Annotated in this window: 17 protein-coding genes and 2 tRNA genes; 14 read left to right on the top strand and 5 right to left on the bottom strand. The window is 64.7% G+C overall.

All coding sequences use genetic code 11. The features are described 5' to 3' along the window. Nucleotides 1-4 precede the first annotated feature (4 nt). Together WM2015_RS08485 and WM2015_RS08480 are read right to left on the bottom strand one after the other, a co-directional pair. Nucleotides 5-1,351, bottom strand: coding sequence for an MFS transporter (locus WM2015_RS08485; protein ID WP_245609747.1), 1,347 nt, complete (start codon nucleotides 1,349-1,351; stop codon nucleotides 5-7). Next, on the bottom strand, nucleotides 1,348-2,232 hold the full coding sequence (locus WM2015_RS08480) for a CsiV family protein (RefSeq protein WP_049725632.1): 885 nt from the start codon (nucleotides 2,230-2,232) through the stop codon (nucleotides 1,348-1,350). Before WM2015_RS08480 ends, WM2015_RS08485 begins: the two co-directional genes overlap by 4 nt. A gap of 470 nt (nucleotides 2,233-2,702) precedes the next feature. Here WM2015_RS08480 and WM2015_RS08475 point away from each other — a divergent pair. The 11 genes from WM2015_RS08475 (at nucleotide 2,703) to folE2 (ending at nucleotide 12,068) form a co-directional block, all read left to right on the top strand. Further along, nucleotides 2,703-2,779 (top strand) — tRNA-Val (locus tag WM2015_RS08475). Between the two features lie 689 nt (nucleotides 2,780-3,468). Continuing rightward, nucleotides 3,469-5,391, top strand: a complete 1,923-nt coding sequence (gene thrS / locus WM2015_RS08470) for a threonine--tRNA ligase (protein WP_049725631.1) — start codon at nucleotides 3,469-3,471, stop codon at nucleotides 5,389-5,391. A 42-nt stretch (nucleotides 5,392-5,433) separates the two neighbouring features. After that, a complete protein-coding gene (gene infC / locus WM2015_RS08465) occupies nucleotides 5,434-5,952 on the top strand; it encodes a translation initiation factor IF-3 (protein WP_082169573.1) in 519 nt (172 codons plus the stop codon). 208 nt (nucleotides 5,953-6,160) lie between these two features. Then, complete coding sequence (gene rpmI / locus WM2015_RS08460; RefSeq protein WP_049725630.1) at nucleotides 6,161-6,358, top strand: 50S ribosomal protein L35; 198 nt, start codon at nucleotides 6,161-6,163, stop codon at nucleotides 6,356-6,358. A 15-nt stretch (nucleotides 6,359-6,373) separates the two neighbouring features. Further along, nucleotides 6,374-6,730 carry a 50S ribosomal protein L20 gene (gene rplT / locus WM2015_RS08455; RefSeq protein WP_049725629.1) on the top strand — a complete coding sequence of 119 codons (357 nt, stop codon included), beginning with the start codon at nucleotides 6,374-6,376 and terminating at the stop codon, nucleotides 6,728-6,730. A gap of 7 nt (nucleotides 6,731-6,737) precedes the next feature. Further along, on the top strand, nucleotides 6,738-7,742 hold the full coding sequence (gene pheS / locus WM2015_RS08450) for a phenylalanine--tRNA ligase subunit alpha (protein WP_049725628.1): 1,005 nt from the start codon (nucleotides 6,738-6,740) through the stop codon (nucleotides 7,740-7,742). Between the two features lie 75 nt (nucleotides 7,743-7,817). After that, a complete protein-coding gene (gene pheT, locus WM2015_RS08445; protein WP_049725627.1) occupies nucleotides 7,818-10,193 on the top strand; it encodes a phenylalanine--tRNA ligase subunit beta in 2,376 nt (791 codons plus the stop codon). A gap of 5 nt (nucleotides 10,194-10,198) precedes the next feature. Further along, on the top strand, nucleotides 10,199-10,498 hold the full coding sequence (locus tag WM2015_RS08440; protein ID WP_049725626.1) for an integration host factor subunit alpha: 300 nt from the start codon (nucleotides 10,199-10,201) through the stop codon (nucleotides 10,496-10,498). Next, the gene (locus WM2015_RS08435; protein WP_049725625.1) at nucleotides 10,479-10,835 is read left to right on the top strand and encodes a MerR family transcriptional regulator; all 357 of its coding nucleotides are present in this window, start codon (nucleotides 10,479-10,481) and stop codon (nucleotides 10,833-10,835) included. The genes WM2015_RS08440 and WM2015_RS08435 overlap by 20 nt, the downstream gene beginning before the upstream one ends. 47 nt (nucleotides 10,836-10,882) lie before the next feature. Continuing rightward, nucleotides 10,883-10,959 (top strand) — tRNA-Pro (locus WM2015_RS08430). A gap of 137 nt (nucleotides 10,960-11,096) precedes the next feature. Further along, nucleotides 11,097-12,068, top strand: coding sequence for a GTP cyclohydrolase FolE2 (gene folE2, locus WM2015_RS08425; RefSeq protein ID WP_049727029.1), 972 nt, complete (start codon nucleotides 11,097-11,099; stop codon nucleotides 12,066-12,068). 47 nt (nucleotides 12,069-12,115) lie between these two features. Here the strand turns inward: folE2 and WM2015_RS08420 are convergent, their stop codons facing one another. The 3 genes from WM2015_RS08420 to WM2015_RS08410 are packed head-to-tail and all read right to left on the bottom strand — an operon-like array spanning nucleotide 12,116 to nucleotide 15,440. Continuing rightward, nucleotides 12,116-12,979, bottom strand: coding sequence for a hypothetical protein (locus WM2015_RS08420; protein WP_156201011.1), 864 nt, complete (start codon nucleotides 12,977-12,979; stop codon nucleotides 12,116-12,118). Beyond that, the gene (locus tag WM2015_RS08415; protein WP_049727028.1) at nucleotides 12,976-13,791 is read right to left on the bottom strand and encodes a M23 family metallopeptidase; all 816 of its coding nucleotides are present in this window, start codon (nucleotides 13,789-13,791) and stop codon (nucleotides 12,976-12,978) included. The genes WM2015_RS08420 and WM2015_RS08415 overlap by 4 nt, the downstream gene beginning before the upstream one ends. Nucleotides 13,792-13,817: 26 nt before the next feature. Next, on the bottom strand, nucleotides 13,818-15,440 hold the full coding sequence (locus WM2015_RS08410; RefSeq protein WP_049725623.1) for a lytic transglycosylase: 1,623 nt from the start codon (nucleotides 15,438-15,440) through the stop codon (nucleotides 13,818-13,820). Between the two features lie 107 nt (nucleotides 15,441-15,547). On the opposite strand from WM2015_RS08410, the gene rnr reads away from it, so the two are divergent. Genes rnr through WM2015_RS08395 form a run of 3 tightly spaced genes read left to right on the top strand, consistent with a single transcriptional unit; the run spans nucleotide 15,548 to nucleotide 18,989 of the window. Then, nucleotides 15,548-17,683 carry a ribonuclease R gene (gene rnr / locus WM2015_RS08405; protein WP_049725622.1) on the top strand — a complete coding sequence of 712 codons (2,136 nt, stop codon included), beginning with the start codon at nucleotides 15,548-15,550 and terminating at the stop codon, nucleotides 17,681-17,683. Continuing rightward, nucleotides 17,680-18,417 carry a 23S rRNA (guanosine(2251)-2'-O)-methyltransferase RlmB gene (gene rlmB, locus WM2015_RS08400; RefSeq protein ID WP_049725621.1) on the top strand — a complete coding sequence of 246 codons (738 nt, stop codon included), beginning with the start codon at nucleotides 17,680-17,682 and terminating at the stop codon, nucleotides 18,415-18,417. The genes rnr and rlmB overlap by 4 nt, the downstream gene beginning before the upstream one ends. Further along, nucleotides 18,414-18,989: a nucleoside deaminase gene (locus WM2015_RS08395; protein ID WP_049725620.1), complete on the top strand. Its 576-nt coding sequence runs from the start codon at nucleotides 18,414-18,416 to the stop codon at nucleotides 18,987-18,989. The genes rlmB and WM2015_RS08395 overlap by 4 nt, the downstream gene beginning before the upstream one ends. Nucleotides 18,990-18,997 lie beyond the last annotated feature (8 nt).

The raw sequence follows: 18,997 nt of genomic DNA, 5'->3' as shown, positions 1-18,997 counted from the left end.
GGCATCAGTTGTCGTCGATATCCGGGAGTCGGGCGCTCATGGCGGCCCCCGCAAGGCCCATGGCTGCCAGGATGAGAATCACACCGGAAACCGGCATGACCTCGGCCAGAGCGCCGATGCCGCCGGCCAGCAGGAGCACGAGGCCGATCACCGTATTGCTCACTGCCACGTAGTCGGTGCGCTTGTTGCCGCCGGCCAGATCGACCACGTAGGTCTTTCGGCCGAGGCGGACGCCCGCATGGGCGATGGCGAGGAAGAAGAAGAACAAGGGATAGACCCAGGCGCTGGCCGCCAGCGTGGGTGACAGATAGACCAGGGCCACCAGCGCCAGACCGACCAGTCCGGCTCCGCTGCCGGCCACGATCATCACGCGTCGGCTGGAGTCGTCGGCAAATCGGCCCCAGAACGGGGCGGAAACCAGACTGGCCAGGCCATCGGCGATCACGAACAGGCCGAGAACCAGCATCGCGCCGCCGGTCTGCTCATGGGCGAGCAGAATGAAGAACGGGGCGCTCAGCGCCGAGCAGAGCAGCAGCGCCCGGGCGATGACGAAATTGCGGAAGGGTCGGTCGCTGCGCAACAGGTCGAGTCGTTTTATGGCCTCGCTGAGCGCATTGGCGCCGCCCTCGGTCGCGCCGGGGTACTCGCGGATCAGGGCATAGCTGACCGAGGCAAGAAGCCACAGGCCACCGGCGATCGAGAGCAACAGCAGGTAGGTGGCCAGGTCGCGGGCCGAGTGATCGCCGCCGCTGAGAAGATAGACGCCGACGCCGATGGTCACCAGGCCGGCCAGGAACTCCGACCAGCCGCTCACCCGTCCACGGCGGGTCTTGGGCACGGTCTTTCCGAGCACGTCCTTCGAGGCCACGGAACACAGGCCCCTCGACAGGCTGAACACGGTCAGTGAGGCAAGCAGGGCGAAACCGGCGGCCGTGCCCGTCAGGCTGGTCGCGATGCCCGCCATGGCGAACACCGCCGCCGCCTGCAGGATGCAGCCGAGGACATAGGTCCACTTGCGGACGGCCTGCTGGCGAACGAAGGCGGCGATGACCAGCTGGGGGAGCATGGACCCGGATTCGCGAATCGGCACGAGAAAGGCGGCGAACACGGACGGTGCGCCCAGGGCGCTCAACATCCAGGCCAGAATCGTTTTGGGGTTGGCGATCGCATCGCCGAGCTTGGTGAAGAACTGGGTCAGGACCTGGAGGAAGAAGTTGCCGGGCACGACCCGGCAGGCCGCTTCGTCGATGTCCTTGCAGACGCGGGCATCTTCCTGATTGACCAGCAGTCGGTAGGCCCGCTCCAGAGGCGTGCTGCCCAGAAACTGTTCGCGCAGCGATTGCCGGCTCACCGAGCGCTCTCGGCCGGCGCGGCCAGTGGAGAAGGCCACTCCTCGATGCGGATCAGGACACCCAGCCAGCTGGAGTCGAAGTATTCGAGGCGGCCGGGACGGATCGTCCGCGTCTGGCCCAGTCGGTGGGTCAGGTAACCTGGGCCGTGAAACCAGGCATCGTCGAGCGGATAGGCAGCGGCGGCCACGGGCTGCTGCCAGTTCAGGTCGAGCTCGGCATGAATGAACTGGCGTTGGCGAATTCGCACTCCACCGTCCAGGCGAAAGGTCCGACGCGGGAGCAGATAGGGAGTGCCCGGGTCGTTCAGTTCGAACTCAGGCTGTATGCTTTCGGCCTGCAACCAGTCCACGCCAAGCGTCCGGTCGCCGCTCAAACGCAACCAGCGGCCCCGGTCGCCCTGAGCCAGCGGTTGATACCAGGAACGCCAGACGAGTGGAACCATCCCGACGCCTTCTTCCATCCGGGTCCAGGCCCGGCGGATGTCGGGGTGGGGCGCGTCCAGGCCCATCCAGGCCACAGGATAGACGGGGCCGCCCATGAATTCCGCCTCCTCGCGTGGCCCGCCGACCTCCAGGGCACGGAGACTGTCGATCACGGCCAGTGCTTCCTCCCGCGCTCGTCGCTCCTCCTCCAGCGGATCGAGCACATCCATGTCCGGCACGGGCGGCACCCAGGCCGCCGCCCGCGCATGGGCCAGCGGGTCCGCCCGCTCGCCCCAGTCGACGATGGAGTCGCTGAATCGCTGATCGCTCCGGCCGTCCGCGTGGACGAACACCAGCACATCCACCCGATAGATCGGGAGGGTTTCGGCCATCGCCGGTGACAGCGAGGCCAGCGCGAGGATGAAGGTCTCGAGCTTGATGAAAGAAAGGCTTTTCATGGGTCATCAGTTTACTGCAAGCGTTTCGATTTCGTGGCCCGGTCCGATCGACGCCTCAAGCTTCGCCATCGCGTCGACACGTTCGAGTTTTTCCTGATTACCTACAAATCTCGGCCTTCAACAGGGGGAGCAACCGCAGATTACGCAGATTGCGCAGATGGACGTGGATGAACACACAGCATCGAGTCGTCGAGATTGCATCGTTTGAACACAGGGCCGGATCCCGGCCGTGGCGACCTCTCGAGCTTCGACCGACGTCCAATGGCACCCGGGCATGCAGTCCATCCGGGCGTTCTTGCGTGCCTCCTGCAGGCCTGCACCACCCGGGGCGGGTCAACTGCGCTCATCTGCGCAATCTGCGGTTCATGCTTTTTCGGGTCTGGTTGAGTTTCATGCGTGATGAGGGAATTTTTTTTGCAAAGGGTATTGATGTCGATGGGTGATTACGGTAAATTGGCGGGCTTGGTACAGGGCGATTAGCTCAGTTGGTTAGAGCGCTGTCTTGACATGGCAGAGGTCACTAGTTCGAATCTAGTATCGCCCACCAAAATTCCCTTCCCAAGCTTCCTCGGGCACGTGAACGGCGGCGTCGTTCGGTGCTCGGAATCCTCATTTACTGTTTCGTAAACTGCGGTTCCTGCGCTCCGCGCGCCACCGCCGTTCCCGCACCCGAGAAACCCTGGGAAGGGAATTTCCCCTAGTGAACTCAGGGATCGTGAACGGCGGCGTCGTTCGGTGCTCGGAATCCTCATTTACTGTTTCGTAAACTGCGGTTCCTGCGCTCCGCGCGCCACCACCGTTCCCGCACCCGAGAAACCCTGGGAAGGGAATTTCCCCTAGTGAACTCAGGGATCGTGAGTGGCGGCGTCGTTCGGTGCTCGGAATCCTCATTCACTGTTTCGTAAACTGCGGTTCCTGCGCTCCGCGCGCCACCACCGTTCCCGCACCCGAGAAACCCTGGGAAGGGAATTTCCCCTGGCGAGCTCAGGAATCGTGAACGGCGGCGTCGTTAGGTACTCGGAATCCTCATTTACTGTTTCGTGAACTGCGGTTCCTGCGCTCCGCGCGCCACCGCCGTTCTCGCGCCCGAGAAACCTTGGGAAGGGGGCTTTCTTCTTGCTTCTGGCTTGATGTGCAGTCCCGATGCCATCGAGTTCAGGTATTCAAGTAATCCGCGGCCGGTTTTTCTATAATTCGCGGTCTGATTCGCCGAAGGCCGATAAAGTCGCGCAACCCATGATCCAGATCACGCTTCCCGATGGCAGCATCAAGAGTTTCGAATCGCCGGTGACCGTTCACCAGGTGGCCGAGTCGATCGGCCCGGGTCTGGCCAAGGCCACCCTGGCCGGTGAGGTCGATGGCGCCCTGGTGGATGCCTCGCACGAAATCGACCATGACGCCGAACTGCGCATCATCACGGGCCGGGACGAGGAGGGGGTCGATCTGATCCGTCACTCGACCGCCCATCTGATGGCGCAGGCGGTCAAGCGTCTGTTCCCGGAGACTCAGGTCACCATCGGTCCGGTCATCGAGCATGGCTTCTACTACGATTTCGCCCGGGACAAGCCCTTCAAGCCGGAGGACATCGAGGCCATCGAGGCCGAGATGAACAAGATCGTCGAAGAGGATATTCCCGTCTTCCGTGAGGTGATGGATCGCGATGATGCCATCCGCTTCTTCCGCGATCAGGGTGAGGACTACAAGGCCGAGATCATTTCCGATATCCCGGCCGGCGAAACGATCTCGCTCTATCGCCAGGGCGACTTCATCGACCTCTGCCGCGGTCCGCACATCCCGTCGACGGGCAAGCTGGGAGCCTTCAAGCTCACCAAGCTGGCCGGCGCCTACTGGCGCGGCAATTCCGACAACGAGATGCTGCAGCGCATCTACGGCACGGCCTGGAGCGACAAGAAGGCGCTCAAGCAGTATCTGAAGCGACTGGAAGAGGCCGAAAAGCGGGATCACCGCAAGATCGGCGCGCAGCTGGGTCTGTTCCACACCCAGCCCGAGGCTCCCGGCATGGTGTTCTGGCACGATCGTGGCTGGCGCATCTATCTGGAAATCCAGAACTACATTCGCGAACGCCTGCGCAAGGCCGGCTACGAAGAAGTGCATACGCCTTCCGTGGTCGATCGCAGCCTGTGGGAAAAGTCGGGGCACTGGGAAAACTTCCAGGACGACATGTTCATCACCAGCTCCGAAGACCGGGTCTACGCCGTCAAGCCGATGAACTGCCCCTGTCACGTCCAGGTCTTCAACCAGGGCCTCAAGAGCTACCGCGATCTGCCGCTGCGCATGGCCGAGTTCGGGTCCTGCCACCGCAACGAGCCCTCCGGATCCCTGCACGGACTGATGCGGGTGCGCAATTTCGTTCAGGATGATGCGCATATCTTCTGTACCGAGGATCAGATCCGCGACGAGGTGACGGCCTTCAACGAGCTGGTCTTCGATGTCTACCGCGATTTCGGTTTTACCGACGTCGCGGTCAAGCTCTCGACGCGGCCGGAGCAGCGTGTCGGCTCCGACGAGGTCTGGGACAAGGCCGAGAAAGCCCTGGCCGAAGCCCTCGAGTCGGCCGGCATCGAATATCAGCTGCAGCCGGGCGAGGGCGCCTTCTACGGGCCGAAGATCGAGTTCTCCCTGACCGACTGCATCGGCCGGGTCTGGCAGTGCGGCACGGTGCAGGTCGACTTCTCGATGCCGGGTCGACTCGGCGCAAGCTACGTGGATGAGCACGGCGAGCGTCAGGTGCCGGTAATGCTGCATCGCGCGATCCTCGGCTCGGTCGAGCGCTTCATCGGCGTGCTGCTCGAGCATTACGCAGGTGATCTGCCGCTCTGGCTGGCCCCGGTCCAGGGTGTGGTGATGAACATCACCGATGCCCAGGCGGATTACGTGCGTGAGGTGGCCGAAGCCCTGCAGACAGCAGGCCTGCGCGTGGAAACCGACCTGCGCAACGAGAAGATCGGCTACAAGATCCGCAGCCGGACGCTGGAGAAGATTCCGTACCTGCTGGTGGTCGGCGACCGCGAGGTCGAGAACCGCCAGGTCGCCGTGCGCCGTCGCGACGGCACCGACCTCGGAACCATGAGCGTGGACGAGCTGGCCGCGCGCCTGCGCGAAGAGGTAGCGCAGCGCAGCGCTTTGAGCGATAATTAACGGCTTGTTCAGGATTTCGTAAATTTCTAAGGAGCAGCACTCATCGCCAACGATAAGCAGACCCGACGCAATGAGGACATTACGGCACCGAAAGTGCGCGTGGTGGGGTCCGAGGGTGACCAGATCGGCGTCATGGGAATCAGGGACGCATTGGCCCGTGCCGAAGAAGAGGGCATGGACCTTGTAGAAATCGCGCCGCAGGCCGATCCGCCGGTATGCCGGATCATGGACTGGGGCAAGTTTCGCTTCGAGGCGCAGAAGAAGGCTCAGGCCGCGCGCAAGAAGCAGAAGCAGATCCAGGTCAAGGAAATCAAGTTCCGTCCCGGAACCGATGACCATGACTACGACGTGAAAATGCGCAACCTTCGCCGCTTCATCGAAGAAGGCAACAAGGTCAAGGTGACCCTGCGTTTCAGGGGTCGCGAAATGGCGCACCAGGAGCTGGGTCGTGACCTGCTCAAGCGCGTCGAGGCCGATATGGCTGACGAGATCACCGTGGAACAGTATCCGCGGATGGAAGGCCGCCAGATGGTGATGATGCTGGCGCCGAAGAAGACCTGAACAAGCGCTGCCGAGCGCTCTCCGAGAGGGGCGGTCGGCAGACGAATTGAAGATTTCCGGCGCATGACGCCGGGGGTGGAGCGCTTCGGGGTTTTTGACCGGACGCTCGAAAACGAGCCTGACTGCAGCCGCAAAAGTTCCGAGCGCGACGGCACGCGCAAGGGCGCTGCAGGATGGTGACACAAGCCTTGAAAACAAGGAGACGACAATGCCGAAGATGAAGAGCAACCGGGGCGCCGCCAAGCGCTTCCGGGCCACGGGCAGCGGGCGCATCAAGCGCAAGCGCGCCTTCCACAGCCACATCCTCACCAAGAAGGACACCAAGCGCAAGCGTCGCCTGCGCTCGACCGTTCTGGTGGCGAAATCCGACGAGAAGTCGATTCGCCAGATGTTGCCCAAGCTGTAAGGAAGGAGTCCGAACATGGCACGAGTAAAACGAGGCGTCGTTGCACGCCGCCGCCACCGCAAGGTGCTCAATCGCGCGAAGGGCTACTATGGCGCCCGTCGCAAGGTCTATCGCGTTGCCAAGCAGGCCGTCATCAAGGCAGGCCAGTACAGCTACCGCGATCGTCGCCAGCGCAAGCGTGATTTCCGCAGCCTGTGGATCGCACGCATCAATGCGGCTGCCCGCGAGAACGGCATGTCCTACAGCCGTTTCATCAACGGCCTGAAGCGCGCCGAAGTGGAAATCGACCGCAAGGTCCTGGCCGATCTGGCCGTTCACGACAAGGCCGCCTTCAAGGCATTGGCCGAGAAAGCCCAGGCCAGCCTGGCCTGAGGCGCTCATGAGCACAACGCCGCTGGAGGGCCTCGTCGCCGAGGCCCTCGAACTGATTGATCAGGCCGGCGACCGGCGCACCCTGGACGAGGTCCGGGTGCGCTATCTCGGCAAGAAGGGTGCATTGACCGATCAGCTCAAGCAGCTGGGTCAGCTCCCGCCCGACGAGCGTCGAGAGGCCGGCCAGGCCGTCAACGAGGCCAAGCAGCAGCTGGCACAGGCCATCGAGGCTCGGGTCGACGCACTGCGGGAGATCGAACTCAACGCCCGGCTCGAATCCGAACGCATCGATATCAGCCTGCCGGGTCGGCGCATCGAAGCCGGAGGTCCGCACCCGGTCAGCCGGGCCCTGGACCGCATTCTGGCGATCTTCAACCAGCTGGGTTTCGCCGTGGAAACGGGCCCCGAGGTAGAAGACGACTACCACAACTTCGAAGCGCTGAATTTCCCGGAGCATCACCCGGCACGTGCGATGCACGACACCTTCTATCTGCCGGATGGTCATCTGCTTCGCACGCACACCTCGCCGGTGCAGATTCGTACCATGAAGCGGGTCGAGCCGCCGGTTCGCATCGTGGCGCCGGGACGCGTCTTTCGCTCCGATTCCGATCAGACGCACACGCCCCAGTTCCACCAGGTCGAGGGTCTGCTGGTCGACGAGAACGTCAGTTTTGCAGACTTGAAGGGCCTGCTGGCCGATTTCGTCAATGCCTTCTTCGAGGACGATCTCGAAGTGCGCCTGCGTCCTTCCTATTTCCCGTTCACCGAGCCCTCGGCCGAGGTGGACGTGCGTTGGCGCAACGCGGACGGCAGTGCCGGGCGCTGGCTGGAGGTGCTCGGCTGCGGCATGGTGCACCCGAACGTATTGACCAACTGCGGCATCGATGCCGAGCGCTACACCGGTTATGCCTTCGGTCTTGGGGTCGAGCGTTTCGCGATGTTGCGCTATCGAGTCAATGACTTACGACTGTTTTTTGAAAATGATCTGAACTTCCTGCGCCAGTTCAGATAGCGATCAATACGCCCTTGACGGGCGCGCGCCCGGCAATGGGCATGAACAAGGTCGCAAAGATTCTAGGAGGTTGTCTTGAAGGTCAGCTATCGCTGGTTGAAGTCCTGGGTGCCGGTTGAACTCGATGCGCAGGCAGTGGCCGAGCGTTTCACGCTGGCCGGTCTGGAGGTCGATGAAGTCGCTGCCGTTGCACCGCCCCTCGATGGGGTCGTTGTCGGTGAAATTGTCGCCATCGAGCCCCATCCCGACGCCGATCGCCTGCGGGTCTGCCGCGTCCAGGGTGATTCCGAAGAACGCACCATCGTCTGTGGTGCACCGAATGCGCGCCTGGGCTTGAAGGCCCCGCTGGCCACGCTCGGGACCACGCTGCCCGGCGGGCTGAAGATCAAGCCGGCCAAGCTGCGCGGCATTCGCTCCGAGGGCATGCTCTGCTCGGAGCCGGAGCTGGGCCTGGGCGAAGACGGTGCCGGACTGATGGAGCTTCCGGCGGACGTCCCGACCGGCGCACCGCTGACCGAGGCGCTGGGCCTGGACGATCATGTGCTGGATATCGATCTGACGCCTAACCGCGCCGATGCCCTGTCCGTGCGCGGTCTCGCGCGCGAGCTATCCGCGCTGACCGGCGTGCCTCAGCAGCCGCCGACAATGGCACCGGTCCCCGCCGCCATCGAAGACCGCCCCGACATCGAATTGCTCGCCCCCGAGGACTGCCCGGTCTATGTCGGCCGCATCATCCGTGGCATCGATGCCGGGGCGGAAACGCCCCTGTGGATGGTCGAGGCACTGCGGCGCAGCGGAATCCGCAGTCTGGGGCCGGTGGTCGACGTCACCAACTACGTGCTGCTGGAGCTGGGTCAGCCGATGCACGCCTTCGACCTGTCGCGCGTCAACGGTGGCATCCGGGTCCGGCGCGCCGAGGCCGGCGAGGGCATGACCCTGCTGGACGGTCGGGACATCGAGCTGGACGAGGACATGCTTCTGATTACCGACCATGAGGGCCCGCTGGCCCTGGCCGGAATCATGGGCGGCGAAGGTTCGATGGTCGAGGAGGACACGGTCGATGTGCTGCTCGAATCGGCCTGGTTCAATCCCGAGGCCATCATCGGCCGCGCCCGCCGTCTGGGTCTTGCCACCGAGTCTGCGCATCGCTTCGAGCGTGGTGTGGATCCGAAGCTGCAGGAACTGGCCTGCGAGCGGGCGACAGCCCTGATCCTGGACATCGCCGGAGGGCAGGCGGGTCCCCTGGTCTCGACCGTCGAGGCCGCGCACAGGCCCGACAGCCAGCCCGTCAGGATGCGCGTGCCGGCGCTGAATCGACTGCTGGGCAGCGAGTTCTCGGCCAGCGAGGCCGGTGAACTGCTGGAGCGCCTCGGCATGCGGGTCGACACCGACGGCGACACGCTGACGGCGATCGCTCCGAGTGCCCGTCGAGATATCGAGATTGAGGCCGATCTGATCGAAGAAGTCGCCCGCGTCTACGGCTACGATCGCCTGCCGACGCGTCGTCCCGGTGGCGGTCTCAGCATTCATGTGGCCTCGGAATCCGAGCTGCCGGAGCAGCGCCTTCGTCATCAGATCGCCGCCCGTGGTTTCCAGGAGATCCTGACCTGGAGTTTTGTCGGTGAAAGCGAACTGGAGCGCCTGGACCTGCTCGAGGGTGCCCAGGCACTGGCCAACCCCTTGAATCGGGACATGGCCGTACTTCGTACCAGTCTGCTGCCCGGCCTGCTGAACACCGCCGGTGCGAATCTGCGTCGTCAGCACGCGGACTTCCGTCTGTTCGAGCTGGGGCACTGCTTCCGTCGCGGCGAGGAGGGCCTGGTCGAGACCCAGCGTCTGGGCCTGTTGATGACCGGTGCCAGCCGCGCCGAGCACTTCAGCGGCAAGGCGCGCGCTCTCGATTTCTTCGACCTCAAGGGTGAGATCGAACATCTGGTCGAACTCAATGCCGTGGCCGGCGCGTTGAGTTTCCAGCCGTCCGCGCACAGCTGGCTGCATCCGGGTCAGGCGGCGGAGGTCCTGCTGGACGGTGAACAGGTCGGCTGGCTGGGTCAATTGCACCCGGCCCTGGTCGAGCGGCTGGATTGGGCACAGACGGCCTTCGTGGCCGAACTCGATGCCGATCGGCTGTCGAGGAAACGCCTGCCGGAATTCCGGGGCCTGAGTCGCGTGCCCGCCGTACGGCGTGATCTTTCCCTGGTCGTGAAGGACAGCGTGCCGGCGGCCGATCTGGTCGGGGCCGTGCGTGAACTGGCCGGTTCGATGGTCGAGAAGTGCATCATTTTTGACCAGTATCGTGGTCCGGGTGTCGAAAGCGGGTCCAGAAGTCTATCTATGGGCTTGATTATTCGTGATGTTTCGCGCACTCTTAAGGACTCCGATGTGGACGACCTCACAGCCAAGGTGGTCGAGGGTCTGGACGCACGGTTCGACGCCAAACTGAGAGGTTGAAGGGGATGTCACTGACCAAAGCGGACCTGGCGGCCACGCTGTTCGACGAGGTGGGCCTGAACAAGCGTGAGGCGAAGGAATTCGTCGATGCCTGGTTCGAAGCGATTCGTGGCGCTCTGGAGTCCGGCGATCACGTCAAGCTTTCCGGTTTCGGCAACTTTCAGCTGAGGGACAAGAATCAGCGGCCCGGTCGTAATCCCAAGACGGGAGAGGAAATCCCCATTTCCGCTCGCCGCGTGGTGACCTTCAAACCGGGACAGAAGCTCAGAGCGAGGGTAGAAGCCTATGCTGGATCCGGGGAGTAATCAGGAGCTACCTCCTATCCCGGCAAAGCGCTACTTCACGATTGGTGAAGTCAGCGAGCTGTGCGCCGTCAAACCGCACGTTCTGCGCTATTGGGAGCAGGAATTTCCGCAGCTCAAGCCGGTCAAACGGCGCGGCAACCGTCGCTATTACCAGCGCCACGACGTCCTGATGATTCGCCAGATCCGAAGCTTGCTGCACGAGCAGGGCTTCACGATCCTCGGCGCGCGTCAGCGCCTCGAGGGCGAAAAGGCGCAGGACGACGTCGCGCTCAGCCAGCAGCTGGTGCGCCAGATGCGCACGGAACTGGAAGATATCCTTCACGTTCTGCGACGCTGAGGCTACAATAGCGGTCTTGTCTGTTTTCAAATCCCCGGTTTGTCGGTCGGAGCGTAGCGCAGCCTGGTAGCGCACCACAATGGGGTTGTGGGGGTCGGGAGTTCGAATCTCCCCGCTCCGACCATTTTCAAGGCATTCCAACGCATGACAGACACTGCCCGAGGCAGCCTGCTCACGTTTCATTTATTCTCGAACGATCTAATACCGCAGTCGGCAGCATGGTGCTGCCTCTAGGAACAGCTGCGGAGAATGATGGTGCCCATGACCAAACCGACCAAGACGGCCGAAATGCCGGACATTGCCAGCCACGCCAAGGCCCAGGTGGCCGGTCGACTCGACTGGGTGGGCATGAACCACATCGAGATGCCCTTGCTGCTCGACACGGGTGGCGGCCATCCGGTGCAGACAACGGCTCGAATCAGTGCCTTCGTCGACCTGGACGAGCCCGACACGCGTGGCATCCACATGTCCCGGCTCTATCTCCATCTGGATCGGACGCTCGGCGAGCAGACCCTGACACCGCTGACCCTTCGTCGCGTGCTGAAGGACTTCCTCGGGTCTCATGAAGGCCTGAGTACCCAGGCGATGGTTCGGATCGACTTCGACTACCTGATCAAGCGGAAGTCCCTGGTCAGCGACAACTCGGGCTGGAAGCGCTATCCCTTCAGTCTGATCGCCAGCCTCCAGGGCAAGAACTTCGAGCTCGAGATGGCCTATCAGGTGATCTATTCGTCGACCTGTCCATGTTCGGCCGCGCTGGCCCGGCAGCTGATTCAGGATCAGTTCCGCAAGGACTTCGCCGGCCAGGACAGCCTGGATCCACAGGCCGTGGTCGACTGGCTGGGTTCGGAGCAGGGCATCGTGGCCACCCCGCACAGCCAGCGCAGCGCTGCCGATGTCCGGCTGCAGCTCTCGCCGAGCTACGAAGCCTTCCCCTTCGTCGAAATGATCGATGCGATCGAGGATGCGCTCAAGACGCCGGTTCAGGCAGCGGTCAAGCGGGAAGACGAGCAGGCCTTCGCCTTGCTCAACGGTCAGAATCTGATGTTCTGCGAGGATGCGGCGCGTCGAGTCCAGGCGGCCCTGGAATCCCGCGATCGTGTGCTCGACTTCTGGGCGCGTTGCTCGCACTTCGAGAGCCTGCACCCGCACAACGCCGTCAGCATTGTCACCAAGGGGGTCGAGGGCGGCTACGAGCCGATCGACGGTCACCCCTCGGCCTGGGCCGAGTAAGCGCCATCAAGGCTGCCAGCGGCCCCGCCCGCTGGCACCTGGGTGCTTCAGTCGATGCGGTCGAGTCCCACCTGCAGATCCGGCAGTGCGATGCCGATCTGCCGAGAGCGGCCGTCTGCCCATGCCCTGGCCAGCGTGCTGCCGTCATCGATGTCGTGCACGCTCAGGCGCAGCAGCATCGGCCCTTCATCGTTGATCCGGTAGCGGTCCAGTTCGATTTCGAAGCCCAGGTCCATGCCGGCCGCGTCGGCGGGACGCAGCCGTCCGTCGGCGCTGTGCAGGACCAGATTGCGGCTGATGCGCCAACGTTCCCCCTCCCGAACCCCGGCCCAGCCGCTGAAGCGAAGCAGGCGGTAGAAGACGTGAACCTGTGCCGGCGTCGAGCCAGTCTCCGCGCCTTCCGGCAACAAGCGGTCACCGATGCGGACCTGGCCGGCCTCGAAATGGAACTCCTTGAGCAGAGACACTCGCTGCGAACCTTCGCCGAAGGCGCAGCTGTCGGGCTCGGTCTGCAGATTCAGAGCGTCCTGGGTGCGTTGTACCTTGAGCGGACAGCGGGAGATGATCCCGCCATCCGGGCCGAGGGGCGCCAGTTCGCCGCGCCAGGGCGGCTGGTTCTGTGGATCGTGTTCGATGGCCAGGCGGAAACGACGCGTCGTCTCGCCCTGCTGGGTCAGGGTCAGGACCAGCGGCGCCTTGCCGATCAGAGGATCGGCGCCGATGCTCAGTCCGAGGGGACGATCGGCTTCCGAAGCGCTGGTGGCATAGTCGCCGGTCAGGCTGCTGGCCAGTGCGCGCAGGGCAGGGCTGCCGGCGTCCGGGCCGCCGCCCCTCGGGCGTTCGGGGGCGGCCGCACAAGCGGCGAGCAGCAGCGCCACCGCCAGGCTACTGCCTAGTCGCGGGGCGCTCATGGTGCGGCCGCTTCGAGCAGCAGCTGCGGGTCGACACGGACCGGACCGATGTTGATGCGCCAGTCCAGGTGCGGGCCGGTCGCACGTCCCGTGGCGCCAATGCGCGCGATCTGCTGGCCCTGCTCGACGCGTTCTCCGACCTCGACCAACAGTTCGTCCAGGTGCAGAAAGGCCGAGACCAGGCCATGGCCATGGTCGATGAACAGGGTGCCACCGGAATAGTACAGATCGTCCTCGGCCAGGGTGACCAGTCCGCCAGCGGGGGCGACGACCAGAGTGCCGGTGGGTGCAGCGATGTCCAGCCCCCAATGCGGGTTGCGGGGCTCGCCGTTGAGAATCCGCTGACTGCCGTAGACGCCGGAAATCCGACCCTGCGCGGGCCAGATCCAGCCGTCGAGCCAATCCGTGCGCGCATCCCTGAGGGTTCGCGCCTGCCGGGTCAGGGCGGCATCCTGGCGGATGCGCTCGTAGACCTCCGGCGGCGGTGTGACATGGTTCTGATTCAGGCCGTCCACTCGCTCGATCCGGAATTCACGCTCTGCCGGCTGCAGAGATCGCTGCCATCGCTCACCGTCGGGCAGGAACACCGTGAGCTCCCGGGCCTGAGTCTCGTCGCGACCGAATCCGAACACGAAATGGCCTTCGGAGACCATCAGGGCCTCACCGTCCAGCTCGACCCTCGAGCCGACGGGCGCCTGACCGAAGACCAGGGCGCCCTGGACGATCTCTCCGTCGAGGCGGACGGGGGCGGCCGATGTGCTGCTGACGTGGCCTGCGAGCAGCAGCGTGAGCATGAGAAGGAGTGCTTTCATGGTGCTATCCAGATCAGGTGAGGGCATCAGCTGCCCCGATTGATGGTCAGGGTCTGACCGGGCCGCAGGACGCTCGATTCATCGAGCCCGTTCCAGCGCATCAGGTCAGCGAGCGAAACCCGGTGGCGCCGTGCGATCGTCCAGAGGGAGTCTCCGCTGCGGACCGTGTAGGAGCGCGTGCGGCTCGGTGAGGCCGGGCCATCCATCTCGATCATCAGGCGCTGACCCGGTCGGATCAGAGAGGATGAGCCGAGACCGTTCCAGCGGCGAATCTCGTCGACGCCGACCGAATAGCGTCGCGCGATCACCCACAGGCTTTCGCCGGGACGCACGACATGACGGAAGCGTCGGGTCGGCAGCAGACGTTCCTGCAGGCTGGCCAGCTCCTGGTAGAGCGCGGCATGAGGTGAATCCGCCGGTTGGCGTCCGGCCTGGGGCAGGCGCAGGCGCTGGCCGGCGCGCAGGAAGTCGCCGTCGAGATCGTTCGCCTCGCGCAAGGCGCGGATGCTGGTCGAGTGGCGCTGGGCAAGTTCGGACAGGGTATCTCCCCGCTGGACTTCGACCTCCTGCCAGCTGATCAGCTCGGCCGCGTTCAGGCGGGGCAGGGCGGTGTGGACGCGCTCGGCGGCGTCCTGCGGCACGATCAGGTGATGCGGGCCGGTCGGCGAGGTCAGATGCCGGCTCAGGCCGGCGTTCAAGGCCACGATTTCGGTGAGGTCGAGTTCGGCCTCCACGGCCAGATTGACCACGTCGATCGGGCCGGGCAGCTCGATACGGGCCACCTGGGGCCGATCCGGCCAGATCGGTCGCTCCCATCCATAGCGCTGGGGCTCGCGGAACAGGCAGCCCAGGCCATGCAGTTTGGGAACATAGGCCAGGGTCTCCCGCGGGAGTGGCAGGTCGGCCCATTCGATCGAACGTCCTCGATTACGGTTGCGGCGGATGGCGCGTCGTACTCGCCCCTGGCCACCGTTGTAGGCCGCCAGGGCAAGGTTCCAGTCGCCATCGAAGCGCTGGTTCAAGGTGGCCAGGTAGGTCAGGGCAGCTCGTGTGGCGGCGTAGACGTCGCGCCGGCCATCGTAGAACTCGTTGATCTCCAGTCCGTATTCGCGAGCGGTCGGGGCGACGAACTGCCAGGCACCCGCGGCCTGACCGTGGGAATAGGCAAAGGGATCGTAGGCGCTCTCGACGATCGGCAGCAGAGCGAGCTCGCCGGGTAGGTCCCGCCGTTCCAGTTCGCTGGCGATGTCGTGCAGCCACGGGTGCGCGCGATCCATCACCCGAGCGAGGTAGTCGTGTCGTTCGCCGAACCAGAACGCCCACTGTTCGGCGCGACTGTCGGCCGGGCACTCGGCGAACTCGAAGCGGTCGACGACGCGTTGCCAGAGATCGACGGCCTCGGCCTCCTCCGCTGCTGTGGGCCGGACCGCCGTGCCGACGCGGCGGATCGCCCGATCGATCTGCTCGAAGGGGTCATCGAGGTGGGCGCGCAGGTAATAGGGTGGGACGGGTGGGGCGGTCGCCTGCGGCTCGGCCTCGGCCAGCGGCCGGGCTCCATGCAGCGCGCAGCCCGTCGCGACCAGGGCCAGGCTCAGGGCCAGGGCCGACGATCGAACGATGCGAAAAAATATGAGGCTGGGTCGAAGCATCAGGTCCTGCAGTCCTTCATCAGCGGGCCATTATCCGGCCCGCGATTACAAGGTCAAGCCGGAGGACATACAATGCTCCTCCGACCATTCAGAGCAACAAGTGTTCCATGACCAGCAAGGATCGCCGATCGATCGAGCCCGACCAGGTGCGCGCGCTACTGCGTGAGGCTGGCCATCCACTGACCCGCCGACGCCTGTCCGACATGCTCGGCCTCGACAAGGAGCAGTCCGATGCCAGGCTCAAGCCCGTACTGAACGACTTGATCGCTCGCGGTGAAGTGGTTCGCAACCGCCGGGCGGCCTATGGCCTCGCCGCGGACATGGATCTGGTGCGAGGTCGGATCAGCGCGCACTCGGATGGTTTCGGATTCGTCATCCCCGACGATGGCAGCGAGGATCTGTATCTTTCGCCCAAGCAGATGCGACAGGTCTTCCACGGCGACCAGGTACTGGCCGCCGTCACCGGGGTCGACCGTCGCGGTCGCCGCGAGGGCGGTATCGTCGAGGTGGTCGAGCGCGCGCATCGCCAGGTGGTCGGTCGCCTGTTGCTGGAATCCGGGGTGGCGGTGGTCGTGCCCGACGATCCCCGCTTGACCCAGGACATCCTGATCCCGCTGGAACGGGTCGGCGAGGCCACGCCGGGGCAGATCGTGGTCGCCCGCATCGAAAAGCCACCGACCCGGGAACGGGCGCCGGTGGGTGAAATCATCCGCGTACTCGGACACGCCGACGAGCCCGGCATGGCCACCGATATCGCGATCTTCGGACATGGCCTGCCCGACGAATTCCCCGATCCGGTCCTGGCGCAGGCCAAGGCCTACGGTGATCGCATCGATCCGGAGATCGCCGGCAGGCGCAAGGACCTGCGCGATCTGCCCCTGGTGACGATCGACGGCGCCGACGCTCGTGATTTCGATGATGCGGTCTTTGCCGAACCGAGCCGCCAGGGTTTCCGTCTGATCGTGGCCATCGCCGACGTGGCCGAGTACGTGCACCCCGGCGACGCCCTCGACACGGAAGCGAAGCTGCGGGGGACGTCGGTCTATTTTCCCGATCGCGTGCTGCCGATGCTGCCCGAGGCACTGTCGAACGGCCTGTGCTCCCTGCGGCCGGACGAGGACCGCCTGTGCACGGTCTGCGACATGCAGCTCGACGAGAAGGGCAAGGTCCGGTCCAGCCGTTTCTACGAGGGCGTGATGCGCTCTCAGGCCCGCCTGACCTACGATCAGGTCCAGCAGATGATGGTCGGTGGCGATGCGGCGCTGCGCGAGCGTTTTGCCCATGCCTTGCCGAGCCTGGACGCGCTCTACGAGGTCTATCGGCTGCTGAGCAAGCGCCGCCAGCGCCGTGGCGCGCTCGATTTCGAATCCAGCGATGTCTACTTCCAGTTCGATGCCGAGGGCAAGGTGGAAGACATCCGGCCCAGGCATCGCCACGATGCGCATCGGCTGATCGAAGAGTGCATGATCCTGGCCAATGTCGAGGCGGCGCGCTTCGTCGGCAGTGCCGGCTTGCCCATGCTCTACCGGGTGCACGCGCCGCCGCCGGCCGACAAGCTGGAGAGCCTGGAAGAATTCCTGCGCGGCCAGGGCCTGCCGGTCAGTTGGTCCGACCATCCCGAACCCTCACAGATCGCCGCCATCCAGGCTCGAGTGGCAGGCTCGGACAACGAGCATCTGGTCAATGCCGTGCTGCTGCGCAGCCTCAGCCTGGCCGTCTACCAGCCCGAGAACGAGGGGCACTTCGGCCTGGCACTGAAGAACTACGCGCATTTCACCTCGCCGATCCGACGCTATCCGGACCTGCTCCTGCATCGGGCCATCAAGCACCTCTGCCGCAAGCTGGACCCGAGCCGCTTCGGCTACTCGCACTCGGGAATGGTGGAGTTGGGGCGCCACTGCTCCTGGACGGAACGACGCGCGGAGGATGCCTCCCGCGATGTGGATGAGCGCCTGAAGTGCCAGTTCATGCAGCGTCATATCGGCGATGAATTCAACGGCATCGTGACGGGGGTAACCAGCTTCGGCCTGTTTGTCGAATTGCCCGAGTTCGGCGTCAGCGGCCTGGTTCATGTCACCGCCATGCCCAATGACTACTACAACTTCGATCCGATCAGCCACAGCCTGCTCGGCAAGCGGCATGGGCGCCGCTTCAGCCTGGCCGATCGGGTACGGGTCAGCGTGGCACAGGTCAATATCGATGAACGCAAGATCGATCTTTCCTTGGCCGAGTCCAGCCGATGAAGCGTGAGTTGGCGATGGGCATCAATGCGGTCGAAGGCCTGGTGCAGGCCGCACCCGAGCGTATCGTCCGCGTCTGGGCCAAGCGCGGCAACGCTCGCCTCGATGCCCTGACCGAGCGCCTGCAGGCCGCGTCCGTGCCGATCGAGTGGGTGGACGAGCGCGCTCTGGACCGTCGGGCCGGGGGCGTTCGCCATCAGGGGGTGATCGCCGAATTCCAGGCCCGCCAGGCGATCGATGAGTCGGAGCTGCTGGAACTCGTCGACGCCGAGGGCAGGGAGGCCCTGCTGCTGGTGCTGGACAATGTGCAGGATCCGCACAACCTCGGCGCCTGCCTGCGCTCGGCCCTGGCCGCCGGCGCCTGCGCCGTGGTCGTGCCCAAGGACCGGGCCGCGGGCCTGAGCCCGGTGGTGCGACGCGCTGCGGCCGGTGCGGCCGAGCGGATCCCACTGGCCGTGGTCACCAATCTGGCCCGTACCCTGGATCGACTGGCCGATCATGGCCTGTTCCGCGTCGGACTGGCTGGAGAAACGGAACTCAGTCTCTATGACGCCGATCTGACAGGCCCCTTGGCCCTGGTGATGGGCGGCGAGGATCGCGGCCTGCGGCGGCTGACCCGCGAACGCTGCGATCAACTGGTCCGCATCCCGATGCCGGGTGCGATGGAGAGTCTCAATGTCTCGGTGGCCGCGGGTATCGGCCTGTTCGAGGCGGTTCGTCAGAGGAGCGTGGTATGAAACAGGCCGACAGCCTGCGCATCGAACTGCCGGCCTGGGTGCGGAATTTCCGCCAGCAGCTGCCGGAGTGCTTGTCGGGGCCGGAAGAACGAATGAGCGTGGCGATCAGTCTGTCGCGCCAGAACGTCGTCGAGCGTACCGGTGGACCTTTCGGTGCCGTCGTCGTGGCGCAGGACTCGGGGCAGGTCATCGCGCTGGGCGTCAACCGGGTCGAGCCGGCCCACTGTTCGTCGGCGCATGCGGAAATCGTTGCCTTGAGCCTGGCCCAGCAGACCCTGGCCAGCTGGAATCTGGACGATGGCGGCCTCGGGCCAGTTGAGCTGGTCACTTCCTGTGAGCCCTGCGCCATGTGCCTGGGCGCCATCCCCTGGTCCGGGGTGCGCTCGGTGCTTTGCGGCGCCAGCAAGGCCGACGCCGAGGCGGCAGGCTTCGATGAAGGGGATCGTCCGGAGGCCTGGGCCGACAAGCTGGCGGCCCGCGGGATTTCGGTCACCACCGGGGTGCTGCGAAGCGAGGCCGCGGAGGTGCTGGATCGTTACGCACGATCGGGGCAGACGATCTACAGCCCCTGAAAGCGGCC

The sequence above is a fragment of the Wenzhouxiangella marina genome (assembly GCF_001187785.1).
Classification (GTDB): Bacteria; Pseudomonadota; Gammaproteobacteria; order Xanthomonadales; family Wenzhouxiangellaceae; genus Wenzhouxiangella; species Wenzhouxiangella marina.
This window is presented reverse-complemented; position numbering and strand designations above follow the sequence as displayed.